The organism is Nocardioides sp. ChNu-99, from assembly GCF_029493445.1.
In the GTDB taxonomy this organism is placed as follows: domain Bacteria; phylum Actinomycetota; class Actinomycetes; order Propionibacteriales; family Nocardioidaceae; genus Nocardioides.
Map to the genome: position 1 here is coordinate 20,606 of NZ_JAHWBL010000020.1, position 19,269 is coordinate 39,874.

Consider the following 19,269-nt stretch of genomic DNA (forward strand, 5'->3'; position numbering starts at 1 on the left):
GACGGTACCGGCGTACCCGTTGCACGTCCCTGTAACTCGACTTACAGTCCGAGGACCGCCCCCTGGAGGTGCAGCGTGAGACGGACCGACCGCACGGCCGGGCTCGACCCGGAGACCGACTACCTCGAGATCTACCGCGACCTCGGTGCCCACGAGTTCCCCTGGGACCTCAACCAGGCCCTGAGCTTCGCCCTCTTCCGCACCTACGCCGTGCCGAGCATCGGGCGACTGCTGGACGCGACCGGGCAGTTCACCGGGCCGACGCAGAAGCGGTACGACGACACCGCCCTGCTGCTCGAGGCCCCGCTGGTCGACGGGCTCGACAGCCCCCGGGGCCGGGCCGCGATCCGTCGCATCAACCAGATGCACCGCACCTACGACATCAGCAACGACGACATGGTCTACGTGCTGTCGACCTTCGTCGTGGTGCCGCGGCGCTGGATCGACGCCTACGGCTACCGCCGGCTGACCGAGACCGAGGTGCGGGCGTCGGTGCGCTACTACGTCGAGCTCGGCCGCCGGATGGGCATCAAGGACGTCCCGGACACGTACGACGGGTTCGCCGCGCTCATGGACTCCTACGAGCGCACGCACTTCGCGTACGACCCGGGCGCGCGACGGGTCTCCGACAGCACGCTCGCGCTCCTCGCGTCGTTCTACCCGCGCCCCGCGCGGAAGGCGGTCGAGCGCTTCAGCCTCGCGGTCATGGACGACCCGCTGCTCGCCGCGTTGCGGTACGACGCGCCCCACCCCCTCGCGCGGCGCCTGTCCCACGGCGCCCTGCGGACCCGTGGCCGGATGGTCGCGCTGCTGCCGCCCCGGCGCCGGCCCGTGCTGGTGCAGGACTCGCGCCGCCAGCGCACCTACCGCGGCGGTCTGCCGCCGGTGGAGTCGATGGGCACGTTCGCGCCGGGGTGCCCGGTGCACCGCCCGGTCGGCACCGGTGCCGACCCGGCGGGGGACGTCAGGTCGGCGTGACGGCGCCGGTACCGACCGGCACGATCACGACGACGGGCTCGAACCGCTCGCCGGGTGCGTAGACGCCGCCGAACAGCTCGGCCCCGGCCGCGGTGAGGCGCACGTCCCCGGCGGTCCAGAGCGCCACGCCGTCCGCGGCCGCGTCGGGACTCGGGCGGTGCGCGAGGTCCAGCGTCACGAGGGGCACGCGCGGGGCGCCGGCGGTGTCGTGGGGGTCGTGCGGGTCGTGGGGGTCGTGCGGGTCCGCGACCCAGAGCGTCGCGCCCGCGTCGCCGAGCGTGATCCACGGGTGGGCGATGCGCACGGACATCATCCCGCCGTGGCCGGAGAACCGGACGTCGCCGCGGAAGGCCCATGCCCGCGTCGTACCGCTCGGCAGGTCGACCGCGGCCGGCGCCCGGTCGTCGAGGGGGAACAGCACCTCGTCGCCGCCGACCGGCACCGCTCCGTCGGAGACCGAGCCGGTGCCGCCCGGCGTGCGCCGCACGTAGGAGACGAACGACGCCTTGATCGCCCACCGCAGGCCCGGGGGCGGGGCGCCGCCAGGGGTGCGTGTCTGCTCCGGGGCCGTCATGCGTCCGATGCTTCCATGCGCAGGGTTTCGGGTCCAGGTGCGCCTGGCGACGACTCGGCCGTGCTGCGCGTGCGCTTCGCGACGACTCGCGGGGAAGGGTCGCGCGGGTGCGCGCGTTGCCCGGGCGTGAGGCTCTCCCTGCTCGACCGCTCCCGCACGCGCGCCGGCCGCCCCGACGGCGAGGCGCTGCACGACACGGTGGCGCGGGCGCGGTGGGCGGAGGAGCTGGGGTACGACCGCATCTGGGTGGCCGAGCACCACGGGGTGCCCGGCGTCGCCTCCGGCTCGCCGCCCGTGCTGCTCGCCGCGATCGGTGCGGCTACCGGTCGCATCCGCATCGGCTCCGGGGGCGTCATGCTGCCCCACCACCAGCCCTTCGTCGTCGCCGAGCAGTTCCGCATGCTCGACGCGCTGCACCCCGGGCGCGTCGACCTCGGGGTGGGCCGCTCCCTCGGCTTCACCGAGCCGGTGCGCCGCGCGCTGCGGCAGGGCACCGACGCGCCGGACACGTTCGAGGCCGACCTCGCCGAGCTGCGCCACCACCTCGCCGGCACCGGGGCGGTGACGGTGCGCCCGGCGGGCGGGCACGTCGTACCGCTCCACGTGCTCGCCACCGGCCGTGGGCTCGTGGTGGCTGCCCGCCTCGGGCTGCCGGTCGTGCTGGGTGGGCCCGTGCTGGGGAGCGACGAGCTGCCGGGGGCGCTGGCGGCCTACCGCTCCGGGTTCCGGCCCCACGCCGACGGCGACCGGCCACGGGTCACGGTGTCCCTCGACGTGCTCGTGGCCGACGACGCGGCGACCGCCCGCGAGCTGGCCCTGCCCGAGGCGTGGGCCATGGCCCGCTCGCGGCAGACGGGGGAGTTCGGCCCGCTCGAGGCGCCGGCCGCCATCCGCGCGCAGGCGTGGACCGACCAGCTGCGGCGCCGCGTCGAGGCCCACCTCGACGGCGCGGTGGCGGGCACGCCCGCGCAGGTACGACGCGCGCTCGAGCGCCTCGCGGAGCGCACCGGCGCCGACGAGCTGCTGGCCAGCACCTCGACCCACGACCGCGACGCCCTGCGCGCCGCCGACGCCGCCCTGGCCGCCCTCGTGCTGGGCGGCTGACCCGGCGGCGCGGCTCGTCGGGCGCGGGTCGTCGGGCGCGCTCCGGCAGCGCTCAGCGGGCGCGGCGGTCCACGTAGGCGACGACGCGGGCGAAGAGGGCGGCGGCGGCCGCGGGGTCGCCCTCGCCGCGCTCCTCGGCCGGCACGGCCCGCAGGAGGGGGCCGTCGGTCCCGGTGGGGGGCTCGCCCGCCGCCGCGGCGCAGGTCCGGGCCGCGGCGGCCACGTCGGCGGGTCGCAGCGACCACACCGCCTCGAACTCCCGGCGGGCGTCGGGCAGGCCGTCCTGCCCCGGCACCTCCCACGCCGACAGCACGACCGAGAGGTCCTCGGCGTCGCAGACGACCGCCCACTCGCCGTGCAGGGGCGAGTCGTCGGCGAGCGCCGCGCGCCGCACGGTCCCGGGCGCGGCGACCGGATCGCTCTCGGGGAAGTCCGCAAGCACGGTGGCCGACGCGCAGCGGCGCGCGAGGTCGCGCCAGCGGCCCCGCGACGCGGCGTAGAACTCCGCGCGCTGGAACGCGCCGTACAGCCGCGGTCGTCGCGCCTGGACGACGAACTCGTCCTCGATCGCCCACGACATGGCGACGAGGGTGTCCTTGCCGAGACGGTGGACCGGCAGGCCCGGGTTGCGGTGGCGCAGCTCGGCGAAGACGGAGGCGTCGGGGGGCGCCGCGCTGCGCCGCACGCGAGCCACCGCCTGCTCGAGGCGCAGGCCGGCGGCGCGTTGCTCCGCGACCCGGCGGACGAGCTCGACGTCGTCGGCGTGGTAGCGGCGGTGCCCGCTGGGCAGGCGCACGGCGACGGGGAAGCCGTGCCGCTGCTCCCACATCCGCAGCGTCGGGACGCTCACCCCGGTGGCGGCCGCCAGGTCGCCGATCGAGAGCGCGGCTGCCTGGGGGTTGCGTGCGGCTTGGACCATGGTGCCACCATACCTCCACAATGCGTTGACATCGTTGTTGACATTCCCGGAAGGAGCTCGGATGGACGAGCACCGCTGCGTCGGCCACGTCGGTGGTCTCGCCCTCGAGCTCGACGGGGACCGCGGCCCGGTACCCGCGCTGCTGCTCCGCGACGAGGCCGGCGGACTGGTCCTCCGCCTCGAGGACCCCTCGGCGTACCGGGGTCTCCGGGTGCGGCCGCAGGTCCGGCGGGCGAGCGCCCTCATGGCCGAGCGCGGCGTCGAGGTCCGCGTCGTCGCCGGCGAGCGCGAGGTGATGGTGCTCGGCGTCCCCTCGGCCCCGTGGTGGCACCGCGTGGTGACCGGTACGGCGCACGTCCGGCTCGGCGCGCGCCCCCGTCGCCGGCGCCCGGCGACCGGCGGGATGACCGGCGGGGCGCCGTCGGCGGCGCCCGTCCGGCCGGCCTTGAGGTGAAGTTGACCGCAACCAGCGGAGAAATCGAGACGCCGGGGGCCCGGCGGGTGCATAGTTGACCTCGAACCGCGGTGGAGACCCGAGACTCCACCGCGGTTCTTCATTTCCCCCGACCTCGCCGCGGTCCCCCGAGGACCGCCGCGGGGCCCGCCGCCCCGGGCGGCGCCGGACCGGGTCTACGGTTCGCCGGGTGAGCACAGCCGACGCCATCTCGCCCGACTCCGACCGGCCGTGGGGCGACGCGGGCGCTTGGCCCGTCGCCCCGGGCGTGCACCGCATCCCCCTCCCGCTGCCGAACGACGGCCTGCGCGCGGTCAACGTCTACGCGCTGGAGACCGTCGAGCCCGACGGCGCCCGCAGCCTGACCCTGGTCGACGGCGGCTGGGCCATCGAGGAGGCCGACGCGGCGCTGCGCTCGGCGCTCGCGACGATCGGCGCCGGCGTCGAGGACGTCCGCCGCTTCCTCGTCACCCACGTCCACCGCGACCACTACACGCAGGCCGTCGCGCTGCGTCGCACGACCGGGGCCGAGGTCGTCCTCGGCCGCGGCGAGCAGACGTCGCTGGCGCTCGCCGGCGACCCCGAGGGTGGCGTCCGGGCGGTCATGGCCGCCCACCTCGCCGACGCCGGCTCCGTGGAGGACGCCCGCCGCCTGCGCGCCGCCCCGTCCGAGGCCGACCACGACATCTGGGAGGCGCCCGACACGTGGCTCGACGGCGACGTGCGGCTGCAGGTCGGGGAGCGCGCGGTCGACGCGGTGCACACCCCCGGCCACACCAAGGGCCACTACGTCTTCGCCGACGCCGCCGCGGGACTGCTGCTCGCGGGCGACCACGTGCTGCCGACCATCACGCCGTCCATCGGCTTCGAGCCCGACACCCAGCTGGGCGCGCTGGCGGACTTCCTCGGCTCGCTCGCCAAGGTCCGGGCCCTGCCGGACCTGCGCCTGCTGCCCGCCCACGGGCCGGTGACCGCCTCCGCGCACGCCCGGGTCGACGAGCTGCTGGAGCACCACGAGCAGCGGCTGTCGCTCAGCCGTGCCCCGCTGGAGGCCGCCGGCACCGAGGGGCTCACCGCCCGCGACGTCGCCGCGCACCTGCCGTGGACCCGCCGCGCGCACGCCTTCGCCAGCCTCGACCCGTTCAACGGAGCGCTCGCGGTGATGGAGACCCGCGCGCACCTCGAGGTGCTCGTGGCCCGCGGCGAGGCGTCGGTACGGCGCGCCCCCGCCCCCGCGACCGGCCCCGGGACGGACCGCGTGACGGGCGAGCCGGCGCGCTACACGCTCGCCTGAGCCCCCGGCGTACCGCCCGGGCCGCCGCCCGTGCCCGGGCGCTCCATCGGCACGTGCGGGATGCCGTCCTCGAGGAACTCCGGGCCGGTGACCGCGTAGCCGAACCGGGCGTACCAGCCCGCCAGCGGCGCCTGCGCGTCGAGGTGCGAGGGGCGCTCGCCGACCACCTCCAGCGCGGCGGTCATCAGCGGGTCGGCGAGGCCGCGACCCCGCGCCGTACCCCGCAGGACGACCCGGCCGACGCGCGCCCGGTCGCCGTCGTCGAGCACCCGCACGTAGCCGAGGAGCACGTCGTCCTCGACGAGCAGCAGGTGGACGGTGCCCGGCTCGACGTCGCGGCCGTCGAGGTCGGGGTAGGGGCAGTCCTGCTCGACCACGAACACGTCCTGGCGCAGGCGCCAGACCTCGTAGGCCAGGCGCGGGGGGAGGTCGTCGAACGCGAGGCGCAGCACGGTCACGGCGGCACGCTCCCACACCGTGCGGCACCGGGCGGCCCCGGGCGGCCCGAGCCCCCGGGCCGGGGCGGGGGAGGCGCGACGTAGGGTGTCGGGCACACGACAGGGGAGCGCCTCACGGGCGCTGAGAGTGCGGATCCGCCGCAGACCCTCGAACCTGCTCCGGTTAGCACCGGCGAAGGGAGTCATCATGTTGCCGTCGCGCCATGCCGTCCGACGCTCGGGCCTCGCGGTCCTCGCCACCACCCTCCTCGCGCCCCTGGCGTCCTGCTCGCTCGTGGGCGGCGGGGACGACGAGGCCTCCGACGGGCGCGGGGAGGTCGTCCTGCTCACCCACTCCTCGTTCGTCCTGCCCGACGCGCTCGTCGAGGACTTCGAGGCCGATCACGACGTCGACCTCGTCGTGCGCCAGCCCGGTGACGCCGGTGCCGTCGTGACCGAGGTCAGCCTCAACCCGGACGACGCGGGCGCCGACGTCGTCTTCGGTGTCGACAACACGTTCGCGAGCCGCGTGCTGGAGGCCGACGCCCTCCTGCCGTACGACGGGGAGCTGCCGGCCGGCGCCGACGCCTTCGCCCTCGAGGGCGAGAACCGGCTCGTGCCCGTCGACACCGGCAACGTCTGCGTCAACGTCGACACGGCCTGGTTCGCCGAGCAGGGCATCCCGGAGCCGAAGACCCTCGAGGACCTGGCCGACCCGGCGTACGCGGGCCTGTTCGTCACCCCCGGCCCCGTCGACTCGAGCCCGGGCCTGGCGTTCCTCCTCGCCACCGTCGCCGAGTTCGGCGAGGACGGCTGGGAGGGCTACTGGGAGCGACTGCTCGCCAACGACGCCCTCGTGGTCGACGGCTGGACCGACGCCTACTACGGCGACTTCACGGCCGCCGGCGAGAACCCGACGCGCCCGATCGTCGTCTCCTACGACTCCTCGCCGGCCTTCACCCTCACCGAGGACGGCTCGGCGACGACCACCCGCGCGCTGCTCGACACCTGCTACACGCAGGTCGAGTACGCCGGCGTGCTGCGCGGCGCCGACCACGAGGACGTCGGTCGCGAGCTCGTCGACTGGCTGCTCTCGCCCGAGGTGCAGGCGGCGCTGCCGGAGAGCATGTACGTCTTCCCCGTCGCCGACGACGCCGAGCTGCCCGCCGACTGGGCGAGCTTCGCGGAGCGGCCCACCGCGCCGTACCAGCTCGAGGCGGACGTCGTCGCCGCCGGCCGCGAGGAGTGGATCGCCCGGTGGCGCGACCTCGCCGCGGGGTGAGGTCGGGCGCGGAGGCGGGTCGGTGACGGGCGCGGGGGCCGTCGCGTGAGGGCGCTGCGCCTGCTGGCGCTGGCGGCGCTGCCGCTGTCCGTCGTCGGCGTGTTCTTCGCCCTGCCCGTCGGCGCGATGGTGGCGCGCGGGCTGTTCGCCGACGGGTCGTTCGACCCGGGCGCCCTCCTCGACGTGCTCGGCCGCGAACGGACCGGCCGGATCCTGGGGTTCACCCTGTGGTCGGCCGCCTTCGGCACGGTGCTGTCCGTCGTGCTCGGGCTGCCCGCCGCCCACGTGCTGCACCGGCTCGACCTGCCCGGGGTGCGGGTCGCGCGCGGTCTGCTGCTGGTGCCGTTCGTGCTGCCGACGGTCGTCGTCGGGGCGGCGTTCCGGGCGCTGCTCGCCGACGGCGGCCCGCTGGGGTTCCTGGGGTGGGAGGGCTCGGCCGCTGCGATCGTCGCGGCGCTCGTGTTCTTCAACGTCTCGGTCGTGGTGCGGGTCGTCGGCGCCTCGTGGGCGACCCTCGACCCGCGCCCCGCCGAGGCGGCTGCGGCGCTCGGCGCGAGCCCGGCGCGCGTGCTCGCCACGGTCACGCTGCCGGCGCTGCGACCCGCGATCGTCTCCGCGGCGGCCGTGGTGTTCCTCTTCTGCTCCACCGCCTTCGGCGTCGTGCTCACCCTCGGCGGGCAGCGCCACGCCACGGTCGAGACGGAGATCTACCTGCTCACCCGGGCCTTCGACCTGCCGGCCGCCGCGTGCCTGTCGCTCGTGCAGGTGCTGGGCGTGGTCGCCCTGCTCGTGGTGCTCGGCCGGCTCCGGGCCGACGGGCCGGATGGCACCGCGGTCGGGCGGCGCCCGGTGGTCCCGCGGCGGCCGCGGCGCCCCGACGTACCCGCCGTGGTGGTGACCGCCCTCGTCGGCGTCGCCTCCGCCGTGCCGGTGCTCGCCCTCGTCGCCACGTCGCTGCGGGTGCGGGGGGAGTGGACGCTCGCGAACTACCGCGCGCTCACCGGCGTCGACGAGGACTCGCCGGTGCTCGTGCCCGTCACGCAGGCGCTGCGCAACTCGCTGCAGACCGCGGCCGACGCGACGTGGATGGCGCTGCTGCTGGGCGGGCTCGTCGCGGTCGTGCTGACGCGGCGCCCGCGGGGCCGCGGCGAGCGGGTGGTGCGCTCGGTGCTCGACGGGTTCTTCATGCTGCCCCTCGGGGTCTCGGCGGTCGTGCTGGGCTTCGGCCTGCTCGTCACCGTGGCCCGGCCTCCGTTTGCGCTGCGCGACGAACCGCTGCTCGTGCCGCTCGTGCAGGCGCTGGTCGCGCTGCCCCTCGTCGTGCGCACGCTCGTGCCGGTGCTCGCCGGCATCGACGACCGCCAGCGGCAGGCCGCCGCCTCGCTGGGGGCCTCGCCGGCCCGCACCCTGCTCGTCGTGGACCTCCCCGTCGCGTGGCGCCCGGTGCTCGCGGCCGGGGGGTTCGCCTTCGCGGCGTCGCTGGGCGAGTTCGGCGCCACGTCGTTCCTCGCCCGCCCCGACCACCCGACCCTGCCCGTCGTCGTCGCCCGGCTGCTGGGCACGCCGGGGGTCACGGGCGAGCAGTCCAACCCGGGCACCGCCATGGCGGGCGCCGTCGTGCTCGCCGCCACCGTCACCGTCGTCGTGCTGGCGGTCGAGCGCCTGCGCGTGCCCAGCACAGGAGCGCTGTGATGTCCCCGCACCCCGGCACCGGCCCCCGCACCGGTCTCGAGCTCGTCGGCGTCGGCGTGGAGTACGACGGCGCGCCAGCGCTGCGCGACGCCTCCCTGCACCTGCCGCGCGGCGAGGTGCTCGCGGTGCTCGGCCCCTCCGGCAGCGGCAAGTCGACGCTGCTGCGGGCGGTGGCCGGGCTCGAGGACCTCGCGAGCGGGTCGGTCGCCTTCGACGGCGAGGACCTCGCCGGCGTGCCGGTGCACCGGCGCTCCTTCGCGCTGATGTTCCAGGACGGCCAGCTCTTCGCCCACCTGAGCGTCGGGCGCAACGTCGCCTACCCGCTGCGCCTGCGCCGCACCCCGCGCCCGGCCGTGCGCGCCCGGGTCGCGGAGCTGCTCGAGCTCGTCGGCCTCGCCGGGTACGCCGACCGCCCGCCCGCCACGCTGTCGGGGGGCGAGCGCCAGCGCGTCGCGCTGGCCCGGGCGCTGGCCTGCGAGCCGCGGCTGCTGCTGCTCGACGAGCCCCTCTCGGCGCTCGACCGCGGGCTGCGCGAACGGCTGGCCGGCGACCTGCGGCGCATCCTCGTCGCGGCGGGCACGACCGCACTGCTCGTCACGCACGACGTCGACGAGGCGCTGGCGACCGCCGACCGACTGGCGCTGGTGCGCGGCGGCCGGGTGGTCCAGGAGGGGCCGGCGGCCGCCGTCGACGCGGCGCCGGTGGACGCCGACGCGGCCCGGCAGCTGGGCTACGCGCACGTGCTCGCCCCGGACGTGGCGGCCCGGGCGCTGGCCCCGGCCGGCGCGGGGGCGAGCGGGCGCGGGGGGCTGGCGGTCCGCCGTACGGGGTGGGAGGTGGTGGTGCCGGGCGGCCTCGCGGGCACCGTGACCGAGCAGCGGCGCACGGGCGCAGGCCCCCGCCTGGTCGTCGCCGTCCCCGGGGTCGGGGAGGTGGAGGCGCGGCTGCCGGGTACCGGGCCGGCGCCCGCGGCCGGGGCGCCGGTGCGCGTCGCGGTCGATCCGGCATCGACGGCCCCGATCGGCTGAGCCCCTACACTGCAGGGGTGTATCGCCGCGCCTACGTCCTGCTGATCGGGGTCGCAGCGACGATGGCGGTCCTGGCCTTCGTGACCGCCCTGTCGCTCGGCCGCAGCGTCATCGACCCCGAGGGCTTCCTCGGTCCGGGCTGGCTCCGGTTCCCCCTCCTGGTGGGCCTGGCGCTCCTCGCCGACCTCGTCCCGCGGTCGTTGTGGGGGGCGCGCGGCAACTTCTCGAAGGTCGTGCCGCTGATCAAGGAGCGCTGGCGCGAGCACTGGACGCGCGAGCGGTTCACGCTGGTGGCGCTGGGCATCGGGTGCTTCTACGTCACCTACGCCTGCTACCGGAACCTGAAGTCGTTCCTGCCCTTCGTGCTCGGCGAGCAGAAGTACGACGCGGAGCTGCACGCGCTCGACCGCATCCTCTTCCTCGGCAACGACCCGTCCGCGGTGCTGCACACCCTGTTCGGCTTCACCTGGTTCGAGCAGCTGATCTCGACCATCTACCTGTGGTACCTGCCGCTCGTGCCGGTGCTCGTGGCGATCTGGGTGATCTGGTCGCGCAACATCTCGTTCGGCTACTGGTTCGTGACGTCGCAGGTCATCGCCTGGTCGCTCGGCACGGCGACGTACTACATGCTCCCGGCGCTCGGCCCGAAGTTCGCGTTCCCGTGGCTCTACACCGACCTCGACTCCGGGGCCGCGGACCTGGCCGACTCGCTGTTCTACAGCCGCATCGACGTGTTGTGGGGCGGTGGCGAGGGCCTGCAGTCGACGGCGGCGTTCGCGAGCCTGCACACGGCCATCACGCTGCTGTGGGCGCTGATGGTGCAGTACACGGTGCGCAATCGCGTCCTGCACTGGGTGATGTGGGTGAACTTCGGCCTGACGATCATCGCGACGCTCTACTTCGGCTGGCACTACGTGGCCGACGACATCGCCGGCGCCATGATCGCGGTGGTCGCGTTCTACGTGGGCGGTGTGGCCAGCGGGCAACGGTTCGACAGACGCGGGCTGGGGAGCCACCCGACGACCACGACCTCCCGCATCCCGCTGACGCCCGACGGCAGCGACGCCGACGTCCGGGTCGAGGACCCGGCCGAGGCCGCTCCCGAGGCGTCGCGCCTCAGCCTCCGGAAGCGTCGTACTCCCGGGTAGGTTGGGGCGCATGGCCACCGACGCCGTCGTCTCCCCGCAGCCCGAGTCCGCCGCCGGCTCCGCCCCCGAGCCGTCCGCCGACGGGTACGTCCAGCCCGCACCCGACGCCGCCGCGCTCCAGCGCGTGCTCGACGGGCGCTATGCCGAGGTCCGTGACCTCGTGCGCCGCAACCTGGTCGACTACGCCGGCCTCCTCGAGGAGGCCGAGAGCCTGGACCGCGACGCGTTCCGCGACCGCGTGCTCGAGGTGGTGCTCGACATCGCCCGCACCGGCCAGACCGGCTTCGGGTTCCCGACGGAGTACGGCGGCGGTGGCGACATCGGCGCCTCCATCGCCGCCTTCGAGACCCTCGCCTACGGCGATCTGTCCGTGCTGGTGAAGGTGGGCGTGCAGTTCGGCCTGTTCGGCGGCGCCGTGCTGCAGCTCGGCACGAAGCGCCACCACGACGCCTACCTCGCCGGCATCATCGACGGCTCGATCCTGGGCTCCTTCGCGATGACGGAGTCCGGGCACGGGTCGAACGTGCAGGCGCTCGCCACCACCGCGACGTACGACGTGGCGACCGGCGAGTTCGTGATCGACACCCCCCACGACGCCGCCCGCAAGGACTACATCGGCAACGCCGCGCGGCACGCGGAGCTGGCGGTCGTCTTCGCGCAGCTGCACATCGGCGGCGAGAGCCAGGGCGTGCACGCGTTCGTCGTGCCGATCCGGGTGCGCGACGAGGACGGCGAGCTGGTGCCCGCGCCCGGCGTGCGGATCGAGGACTGCGGCCCGAAGATGGGGCTCGAGGGCGTCGACAACGGGCGCCTGTGGTTCTCTGGCGTGCGGATCCCGCGGGACAACCTGCTCGACCGGTTCGCCGAGGTCAACGCGGCCGGCGTCTACAGCTCGGCCATCGAGAGCCCCGGCCGGCGCTTCTTCACCACCATCGGCACCCTCGTGCAGGGCCGGGTCAGCGTGGGCGGCGCGGCCGTCAACGCGGCGAAGGTCGCGATGGTGCTCGCGGTGCGGTACGGCGAGCGGCGCCGCCAGTTCGAGGCCACCGGGTCATCCGAGGAGCTGCTCCTCGACTACGGCCTGCACCAGCGGCGCCTGCTGCCCCTGCTCGCCCGCACCTACGCGTTGCACTTCGCGCAGGAGGAGGTCGCGGGCCGGCTGCACGCCGTGTTCTCCGGCGAGGAGGACAGCGAGCGCTCGCGCCGGGCGCTGGAGTCCGAGGCCGCCGGCATGAAGGCGTTCGGCACGTGGCACGCGACGCGCACCATCCAGGAGTGTCGCGAGGCGTGCGGTGGTGCCGGCTACCTCTCCGCCAGCCGCTTCGCCGCCCTCAAGGCCGACACCGACGTGTTCACCACGTTCGAGGGCGACAACCACGTGCTGCTGCAGCTCGTGGCCAAGGGCCTGCTGACCGACTACGCGGGCGACTTCCAGGACGCCGACCAGTTCGAGATGGTGCGGCTCGTCGCGGGCCTGGCCCTCGACGAGGTCGTCAAGCGCACCCGCGCCCACCAGCTCTTCGAGCGCGTGCGGGACCTGCTGCCCGGCGGGGACGAGTGGGACTCCGAGGCCGGCCTGCGCGACCCGGCGTACCAGCTGGCGATGCTGCGCTACCGCGAGGAGCAGATCATCTCCTCGGCCGCGCGGCGCCTGAAGTCGGGCGTCGACGGCGGGCTCAACCCGGGTGCGGTCTTCTCGCGCGTGCAGCCCCACGTCATCGCGGCGGCGAAGGCCCACCAGGAGCGCGTCGTGCTCGAGGCGTTCCTGGCCAAGCTCGACGGCCTGCCCGACGGCGAGGAGAAGCGGGCGCTCGGGCTGCTCGCCGACCTGCACGCGCTGTCGGTCATCGAGGAGGACCGCGCGTGGTTCCTCGAGCACGGCCGGATGACCTCGACCCGGGCGAAGGCGATCACGCGGGAGGTCGACGACCTGTGCCGCAAGGTCCGCCCGCTCGCGCGGGTGCTCGTCGACGCGTTCGCGGTGCCCGAGGAGATCCTGCGGGCGCCCGACCTGCTGGGTCACGTCGTCGTGGCGGCCGAGCAGGGCCGGGGCGACGAGGCGGCGCACCACACTCTCGGCGAGACCGCGGAGCAGGTCGCGGAGCAGGCGTGAGGTCGTCGGGCCCCGTGCGTCCCGCGGTGGACGCCGTCGCGGGCGGGCTCCGGCGGGTCCGCGGGCTGCTCGGCGGCTGGGAGGGCGACCCCGCGTGGGCGCACGTCTACGCGTGGTCGGTGGACCACCCGGGCCCGGGCGCGGTGGGCTGGCGGGCCGCCGTCGGCTCCGACCTGCAGCTGCTGCTCGACGCGGCCGACGAGACCGGCACGCTCCCGGCCGGCTCGCGCGTGCTCGACGTGCCCTGCGGTTCCGGGGTGGCGCTGCGCGGGCTGCGCCCGGGGCAGGGGCTGGAGTACGTCGCGGCCGACATCGCCCCCGCGATGCTGGAGCGCACCCGGCGCACCGCCGCCGACCTCGGCGTCGCCGACCAGGTGACGTGCACGGAGGCGGACGTGGCGGCACTGCCGTTCACGGACGCGTCCTTCGACCGGGTGCTGAGCCTCACCGGGCTGCACTGCTTCCCCGACCCGGCGGCCGCGTTCGCCGAGATGGCGCGGGTGCTGCGCCCCGGAGGCGTGCTGCTGGGCAGCGCGCTGCTCACCGACACCGGGCTGCGCCACGAGCCGGTGCGGCGCATCGGCCGCCTCGCCGGGCTGCTGGGGCCGATGTGCTCGAGCGACGACGTACGGCGCTGGGCGACGGCGCACGGCGTACCCGACCTCGAGCTGCGCACCAGCGGGGCGTTGGCGTACTTCCGCGGCACCCGGGCGTAGCGCCCCGCGCGCTCGCCACGCCGATCGCCTGGAGCGCCGTCCCCCCGGCCCGTGTAACGCGGTGTCCGGGCGACTGCACACGTGGTCCTCGGCGTGCGCAGACGCCGGGACACCGCGTTACACGTCGGATGGCTCGTTCCCGCCCGGCGCTGGCCCACGGCGTACGGGGCTCATGGACGTCTGGTGCGGTGGTGGTGTCTGGTGCGGCGCCGGGGCGTCTGCGTCCGTGGTCGACCGCGTGTGGAGACGCCCGGACACCGCGTTACAGCGGGGAGGGGCGCCGGGTCACCAATGGTTGAAGCGGAAACCCGCCACTTCCGGGTGCGAACTTCCCACCGGAAGTGGCGGGTTCCCCGGTGCACCGGGGAACCCGCCACCCCGGCCGGATCAACCTGGTCAGTACGTGCTGCCGTTGTCCTTGAACCGCTGGTACGACGCCTCGATCTCCTTCTGCGCCTCCTCGGCGCCCACCCACTCGGCGCCCTCGACGGACTTGCCGGGCTCGAGGGCCTTGTAGACCTCGAAGAAGTGGCGGATCTCGAGCAGGTCGAACTTGGAGACGTCGCCGAGGTCCTTGAGGTGGTCGACGCGCGGGTCGCCGGCGGGCACGCACAGGACCTTGTCGTCGCCGCCGGCCTCGTCGGTCATGCGGAACATGCCGATGGCCCGGGCCTTGATGAGGCAGCCGGGGAAGGTCGGCACGGGGAGGATGACCATCGCGTCGAGCGGGTCGCCGTCCTGGCCGAGCGTGTCCTCGATGAAGCCGTAGTCGGCCGGGTACTGCGTCGAGGTGAAGAGCGTCCGGTCCAGGCGCAGACGACCACTGTGGTGGTCGACCTCGTACTTGTTGCGCTCGCCCTTGGGGATCTCCACCAGTACGTCGAACTCGAGCACGCTGTTGCCTTCCACGTCGCGGCCGCGCCGGCGCGGCCGATCTTGTCGGTCTCGATCTGCATAGTGTGCGGTACCCGCGGGGTCGCCGGGCCTGCACGGAACTCTAGGGGTGGGGCTGCAGCTGCGCCCGGCGCCAGCCCGGAGGCCGGGTTCGTCGACGTCGGCGGGCTCGCGCACAATGGCGCGGACCGATCGAGCTGAGGTGATCCTAGGTGGCCGTGGGACAGGGGCGCAGGCGGGGCAGCGGCCGGGGCCGACGGCTCCCGCTCGTGCTCGCGCTCGTCGTGGTCCTCCTGGCCGTCGCCGGCGCGGCCGCGTGGCGGCTCGACCTGCTCGACGGGGTGCTGGGCGACGACGGCTCCGGGGGGCCCGCCGCGGTCGCGCCGCCCGAGGGCCTCGACCTCCCGCCCCTGGCCGATCCCGACCCCCTCCTCACCCCCGTCACCGCCACCGCCGGCGCCGTCGACCCGCAGGCGGTGGCGGCGGCGATGGCGCCGTACCTCGCCGAGGCGGGCCTGGGTCCCCAGGTCATGGTCGGGGTGGCGCCGCTGGGGGAGGGCACGCCGTACCTGGCGGGCGCCGAGCGGGTCGTGCCCGCCTCCACCACCAAGCTGCTCACCGCCGTCGCCGCCCTCGAGGCGCTCGGCGGCGACCACCGCTTCACCACCCGCGTGGTCGACGGGGGCGCGTCCGACGCCGTCGCCGGGGTACGCCGCGTGGTGCTGGTCGGCGGCGGGGACCCGCTGCTGGCCCGGGAGCCGGTGCCCGCGGAGGACGCCGCGTCCACGTACCCGGCGCGCGCCTCGCTGCGCGACCTCGCCGACCGCACCGCCGCCGCGCTCGTCGCGGACGGCGTCACGAGCGTCGAGGTCGCCTACGACGCGTCCCTCTTCACCGGGCCCGCGATCAACCCGGCGTGGCCCGCTTCCTACGTGCCCGACGGGGTCGTGCCGCCGATCACGGCCCTGTGGGCCGACCGGGGGTACGTCGAGGACGAGGTGGTCGCCGACCCCGCCGCCGACGCCGCCGCGTGGTTCGCCCGGGCGCTGGTCGACGCCGGCGTGGAGGTCGTCGCCACGCCGGCCCCCGGCCTGGGCGGCAACGGCACGACGCTCGCCGAGGTCGACAGCACCCCCGTGGCGAACCTGGTCGAGCACCTCCTGGCCATCAGCGACAACGAGACGACCGAGGTGCTGGCCCACCACGTCGGTCTCCAGGTCGAGGGCGCGGGCACCTTCGAGGGCGGGGCGGCGGGAGTACGCCGCGTGCTCGCCGACCTCGGCGTCGACCTGGGCGCCGACGTGCTCCGCGACGGCAGCGGCCTGTCGCGCGAGAACCAGCTGAGCGCCACCACGCTCCTCGGGGTGCTGGGGGTCGCCGTCTCCTCGGAGCACCCGGAGCTGCGCGCCGCCGTCACCGGTCTGCCCGTCGCCGGGTTCAGCGGCTCGCTGGCGAACCGCTTCGACGACGCCGACCCCGCGGGCCTCGGCACGGTGCGCGCCAAGACGGGCACGCTCACCGGCGTGCAGGGTCTCGCCGGCGTGGTCGAGGACGCCACCGGCACGCCGCTCCGGTTCGTGGTCGTCGCCGACCGCGTCGACCTCCCCTCCACCCTCGACGCCCGCCAGGCGCTCGACCGCGCGGTCGCGGCGCTCGCCGCCTGCACCTGCTCGACGTCGGCGGCGGGCCCGGCGGCGACCCCGTCCACCGGCTCGACCGGCTCCGCCGGCGCCCCGGCGACCACGGGCTGAGCCCCCGGCTGAGCCCCCGGGCGGTCTTCGGCCCGCGCGTAGGGTCGCGGGCATGAGCTCCGCTGAGTCCTTCGGCCCCCCGGACCCGTCCGCGACGGGCGCGCCGGCCATCGACTGGGCGCTCGCAGCCCGCATCGGCGCCCGCCTGGCGCCGCCGGAGCCGGCCATCCCCGCCGAGTCCGTCGCCGAGACGGTCGAGGCGCTGCGGGCCGACGCCGAGCGCTCCTCGGGCCTGGTCCGCGAGTTCACCGGACTCCACGCCGTCGAGCACAGCGCCCCGGTGCTCGTGGTCGACCGCCGCCGCTGGATCGAGGCCAACACGCAGAGCTTCGGCGTGATGATGCAGCCGTTCGTCGACCAGCTGGCGCAGCGCCGCTCGGGCGGCCCGCAGGCGCCGGAGGTGCTGCGCCGCGCCGGCGCGGCGGTCGGCTCCCGCGTGACGGGCGCCGAGCTCGGTGCCCTGCTCGGGCTGCTGTCGGGCAAGGTGCTGGGCCAGTTCGACCCCTTCGCGCCCGCCGACGTCGCCCCCGACGGCCGGCTGCTCCTCGTCGCCCCCAACGTCTGGCAGGTCGCCGAGGAGATCGGCGCCCGCCACCGCGACTTCCGCCTGTGGGTCTGCCTGCACGAGGAGACCCACCGCGTGCAGTTCACCGCCGTGCCGTGGCTGCGCGACCACCTGCGCGCCCAGGTCGAGGCGCTCGCCGGCACCCTCGACCCCTCCGCCGTGCTGGGCGACGGCCTCTCGCGGGTCGTCGAGGCCGTGCGCGGCGGCGGGGGCGGCAGCATCGTCGACATGCTGAGCACCCCCGACCAGAAGGAGATCATCGACCGCGTCACGGGCGTGATGTCGCTGCTCGAGGGGCACGCGGACGTCGTCATGGACGGTGTCGGCCCCGGCGTCATCCCCACGGTGAAGCGCATCCGCCGCGCGTTCGAGCAGCGCCGCGACGGGGTCGGGCACCTCGACCGCCTGCTGCGCCGCCTGCTCGGCCTCGACGCCAAGATGGCGCAGTACCGCGACGGCGCCGCCTTCGTCCGCTCCGTCGTCGACCGCGTGGGCATGGACGACTTCAACGCCGTCTGGTCGGCGCCCGAGGCGCTCCCCTCCCGCTCCGAGATCGCCGACCCGGACGCCTGGGTCGCCCGCGTCCTCGCCTGAGCCGCAGGTCGTGACCCTGCCCCCCAGCCTCGCGGCGGTGCGCGGCGCCGTACGCCGGGAGCTCACCGCACCCGGTGCCGCCCCGCCGCCCGTCGTCGTCGTGGCCTGCAGCGGGGGAGCGGACTCGCTCGCGCTCCTCGCCGCCACCGTCTTCACCTGCTCCCGCGCCCGTGACGCCCTCGACACCCGGGTGGTCGGCGTCGTCGTCGACCACGGGCTGCAGGAGGGCTCCGCGGAGCACACGGCGCGCGTGGTCGAGCAGATGGCCGCGCTGGGCGCCGACGAGACCTTCTCCGCCCGGGTGCAGGTCTCCGCGGGCGGCCTGGGCGTGGAGGCCGCGGCCCGGGAGGCCCGCTACGCGGTGCTCGCCGAGGTCGCCCAGCGGGTCGACGCGCCGCTGGTGCTGCTGGGCCACACGCTCGACGACCAGGCCGAGACCGTGCTGCTGGGCCTGGCCCGCGGCTCGGGCGGGCGGTCGATCGCCGGGATGCGGCGCCGCTTCGAGGTCTTCGCCCGGCCCCTGCTCGACGTCACCCGCGCCGAGACCGAGGAGGCCTGCCGCGCCGAGGGGATCGCGTGGTGGGACGACCCGCACAACGACGACCCCCGGTTCCTGCGCTCGCGGGTGCGCCGCGCGGTGCTGCCGGTGCTCGAGGCCGAGCTCAACCCGCGCGTGCGCCACAACCTCGCCCGTACGGCGGACCTGCTGCAGGACGACCTCGCCGCCCTCGACGAGCTGGCGGCGGGGCTGCACCGCCAGGCGGTGCGGGGCACGGGGCTGGCCACCCAGGTCGACACGGCGGCCCTCCCGGGCGTGCCGCGCGCGCTCGTCACCCGCGTGCTGCGCCGGGCCGCGCTGGCCGCGGGCGCGTCGGACGCCGAGCTCTTCGCGGTGCACGTCGAGGCGCTCGACCGGCTCGCGTCCGGCCCCCGGGGCGCGTCCACCCCGCTGCCGGGCCACGTGACGGCGTACCGCGACGGCGCGCTCCTGCGCTTCCGGCCCACCCCGCCCGCCGACGCCTGACCGCGTGGCCGCACCGGCGACGGCTGTGGCAGGCTGCCTCCTCGTGGACGCCTCCTCCGTCGATGACGACCTGGTCAACATCCTCTTCACCGAGGAGCAGATCCTCGCCAAGCTCGACGAGATGGCCCGCCGGATCGAGGCGGACTACGCGGGGAAGGAGCTGCTGGTCGTCGGCGTCCTGCGGGGCGCGATCATGGTGATGGCCGACCTCTCCCGGGCGCTGGACCGCCACGTCGAGACCGACTGGATGGCCGTGTCGTCGTACGGCTCGGGCACCAAGTCGAGCGGCGTCGTGCGGATCCTCAAGGACCTCGACACCGACATCTCCGGCAAGCACGTGCTCGTCGTGGACGAGATCATCGACACCGGCCTGACCCTGAGCTGGCTGATCTCCAACCTCTCGAGCCGCGGCCCGGCCAGCGTCGAGATCGCGACGCTGCTGCGCAAGCCCGAGGCGCTGGCCATGCCGGTGACCCCGAAGTACGTCGGGTGGGACATCCCCAACGAGTTCGTCGTCGGCTACGGCCTCGACTACCAGGAGCGCTACCGCAACCTGCGGTGCATCGGCACGCTCGCCCCGCACGTCTACTCCTGACGCTCGTGGGTACGCCGCACCGCGCGGCCCCCGCGAGGTGGTTGGGCGGTGCTGCCAGAATTGCCGGAGCAGGGGCTCCGCCACGCGCCCGGGCCTGTAGCGTCGCT

General features: G+C 75.7%; 18 protein-coding genes and 1 riboswitch. Of the genes, 14 read left to right on the plus strand and 4 right to left on the minus strand.

Annotated features, from left to right (window positions below; all coding sequences use genetic code 11):
* Positions 1-75 precede the first annotated feature (75 nt).
* Positions 76-978: an oxygenase MpaB family protein gene (locus KK617_RS08785; RefSeq protein ID WP_277499524.1), complete on the plus strand. Its 903-nt coding sequence runs from the start codon at positions 76-78 to the stop codon at positions 976-978.
* Here the strand turns inward: KK617_RS08785 and KK617_RS08790 are convergent.
* Complete coding sequence (locus tag KK617_RS08790) at positions 965-1,552, minus strand: HtaA domain-containing protein (protein WP_277499525.1); 588 nt, start codon at positions 1,550-1,552, stop codon at positions 965-967. The two genes, KK617_RS08785 and KK617_RS08790, sit on opposite strands and share 14 nt — an antisense overlap.
* A gap of 126 nt (positions 1,553-1,678) precedes the next feature.
* Here KK617_RS08790 and KK617_RS08795 point away from each other — a divergent pair, with 126 nt between their 5' ends.
* The gene (locus KK617_RS08795) at positions 1,679-2,656 is read left to right on the plus strand and encodes an MsnO8 family LLM class oxidoreductase (protein WP_277499526.1); all 978 of its coding nucleotides are present in this window, start codon (positions 1,679-1,681) and stop codon (positions 2,654-2,656) included.
* 52 nt (positions 2,657-2,708) lie between these two features.
* On the opposite strand, the gene KK617_RS08800 is transcribed toward KK617_RS08795, so the two are convergent.
* Entirely contained in the window at positions 2,709-3,575 is an 867-nt protein-coding gene (locus tag KK617_RS08800) for a DICT sensory domain-containing protein (RefSeq protein WP_277499527.1), read from the minus strand.
* Between the two features lie 61 nt (positions 3,576-3,636).
* Between KK617_RS08800 and KK617_RS08805 the strand changes: the two genes are divergently transcribed.
* Together KK617_RS08805 and KK617_RS08810 are read left to right on the plus strand one after the other, a co-directional pair.
* Positions 3,637-4,029, plus strand: coding sequence for a hypothetical protein (locus tag KK617_RS08805; RefSeq protein WP_277499528.1), 393 nt, complete (start codon positions 3,637-3,639; stop codon positions 4,027-4,029).
* 190 nt (positions 4,030-4,219) lie between these two features.
* Positions 4,220-5,323 (plus strand): MBL fold metallo-hydrolase, encoded by a 1,104-nt coding sequence (locus KK617_RS08810; protein WP_277499530.1) that lies wholly within the window; start codon positions 4,220-4,222, stop codon positions 5,321-5,323.
* Here the strand turns inward: KK617_RS08810 and KK617_RS08815 are convergent.
* Positions 5,308-5,781 (minus strand): GNAT family N-acetyltransferase, encoded by a 474-nt coding sequence (locus KK617_RS08815; protein WP_277499531.1) that lies wholly within the window; start codon positions 5,779-5,781, stop codon positions 5,308-5,310. The two genes, KK617_RS08810 and KK617_RS08815, sit on opposite strands and share 16 nt — an antisense overlap.
* 91 nt (positions 5,782-5,872) lie before the next feature.
* Positions 5,873-5,979, plus strand: a riboswitch (TPP riboswitch).
* Here KK617_RS08815 and KK617_RS08820 point away from each other — a divergent pair.
* From KK617_RS08820 to KK617_RS08845, 6 genes are all read left to right on the plus strand, one after another.
* A complete protein-coding gene (locus KK617_RS08820) occupies positions 5,969-7,042 on the plus strand; it encodes a thiamine ABC transporter substrate-binding protein (RefSeq protein ID WP_277499532.1) in 1,074 nt (357 codons plus the stop codon). Its footprint overlaps the riboswitch before it by 11 nt.
* A 45-nt stretch (positions 7,043-7,087) precedes the next feature.
* The gene (locus KK617_RS08825; protein ID WP_277499533.1) at positions 7,088-8,734 is read left to right on the plus strand and encodes an ABC transporter permease subunit; all 1,647 of its coding nucleotides are present in this window, start codon (positions 7,088-7,090) and stop codon (positions 8,732-8,734) included.
* A complete protein-coding gene (locus tag KK617_RS08830) occupies positions 8,734-9,762 on the plus strand; it encodes an ABC transporter ATP-binding protein (protein WP_277499534.1) in 1,029 nt (342 codons plus the stop codon). The genes KK617_RS08825 and KK617_RS08830 overlap by 1 nt, the downstream gene beginning before the upstream one ends.
* A 17-nt stretch (positions 9,763-9,779) precedes the next feature.
* Positions 9,780-10,910, plus strand: a complete 1,131-nt coding sequence (locus tag KK617_RS08835; protein WP_277499535.1) for a phosphatase PAP2 family protein — start codon at positions 9,780-9,782, stop codon at positions 10,908-10,910.
* A gap of 10 nt (positions 10,911-10,920) precedes the next feature.
* Complete coding sequence (locus KK617_RS08840; RefSeq protein WP_277499536.1) at positions 10,921-13,023, plus strand: acyl-CoA dehydrogenase; 2,103 nt, start codon at positions 10,921-10,923, stop codon at positions 13,021-13,023.
* On the plus strand, positions 13,020-13,739 hold the full coding sequence (locus tag KK617_RS08845; RefSeq protein WP_277499537.1) for a methyltransferase domain-containing protein: 720 nt from the start codon (positions 13,020-13,022) through the stop codon (positions 13,737-13,739). Before KK617_RS08840 ends, KK617_RS08845 begins: the two co-directional genes overlap by 4 nt.
* A gap of 396 nt (positions 13,740-14,135) precedes the next feature.
* Here KK617_RS08845 and KK617_RS08850 read toward each other — a convergent pair whose 3' ends face one another.
* Positions 14,136-14,633 carry an inorganic diphosphatase gene (locus KK617_RS08850; RefSeq protein WP_277499538.1) on the minus strand — a complete coding sequence of 166 codons (498 nt, stop codon included), beginning with the start codon at positions 14,631-14,633 and terminating at the stop codon, positions 14,136-14,138.
* Positions 14,634-14,845: 212 nt separating this feature from the next.
* Here KK617_RS08850 and dacB point away from each other — a divergent pair, with 212 nt between their 5' ends.
* The 4 genes from dacB to hpt are packed head-to-tail and all read left to right on the plus strand — an operon-like array spanning position 14,846 to position 19,162.
* On the plus strand, positions 14,846-16,384 hold the full coding sequence (gene dacB, locus KK617_RS08855; RefSeq protein ID WP_277499539.1) for a D-alanyl-D-alanine carboxypeptidase/D-alanyl-D-alanine-endopeptidase: 1,539 nt from the start codon (positions 14,846-14,848) through the stop codon (positions 16,382-16,384).
* 52 nt (positions 16,385-16,436) lie between these two features.
* Entirely contained in the window at positions 16,437-17,543 is a 1,107-nt protein-coding gene (locus tag KK617_RS08860) for a zinc-dependent metalloprotease (RefSeq protein WP_277499540.1), read from the plus strand.
* A gap of 10 nt (positions 17,544-17,553) precedes the next feature.
* The gene (gene tilS, locus KK617_RS08865) at positions 17,554-18,567 is read left to right on the plus strand and encodes a tRNA lysidine(34) synthetase TilS (protein WP_277499541.1); all 1,014 of its coding nucleotides are present in this window, start codon (positions 17,554-17,556) and stop codon (positions 18,565-18,567) included.
* Positions 18,568-18,610: 43 nt separating this feature from the next.
* Entirely contained in the window at positions 18,611-19,162 is a 552-nt protein-coding gene (gene hpt, locus KK617_RS08870; protein ID WP_277499542.1) for a hypoxanthine phosphoribosyltransferase, read from the plus strand.
* Positions 19,163-19,269: the final 107 nt, after the last annotated feature.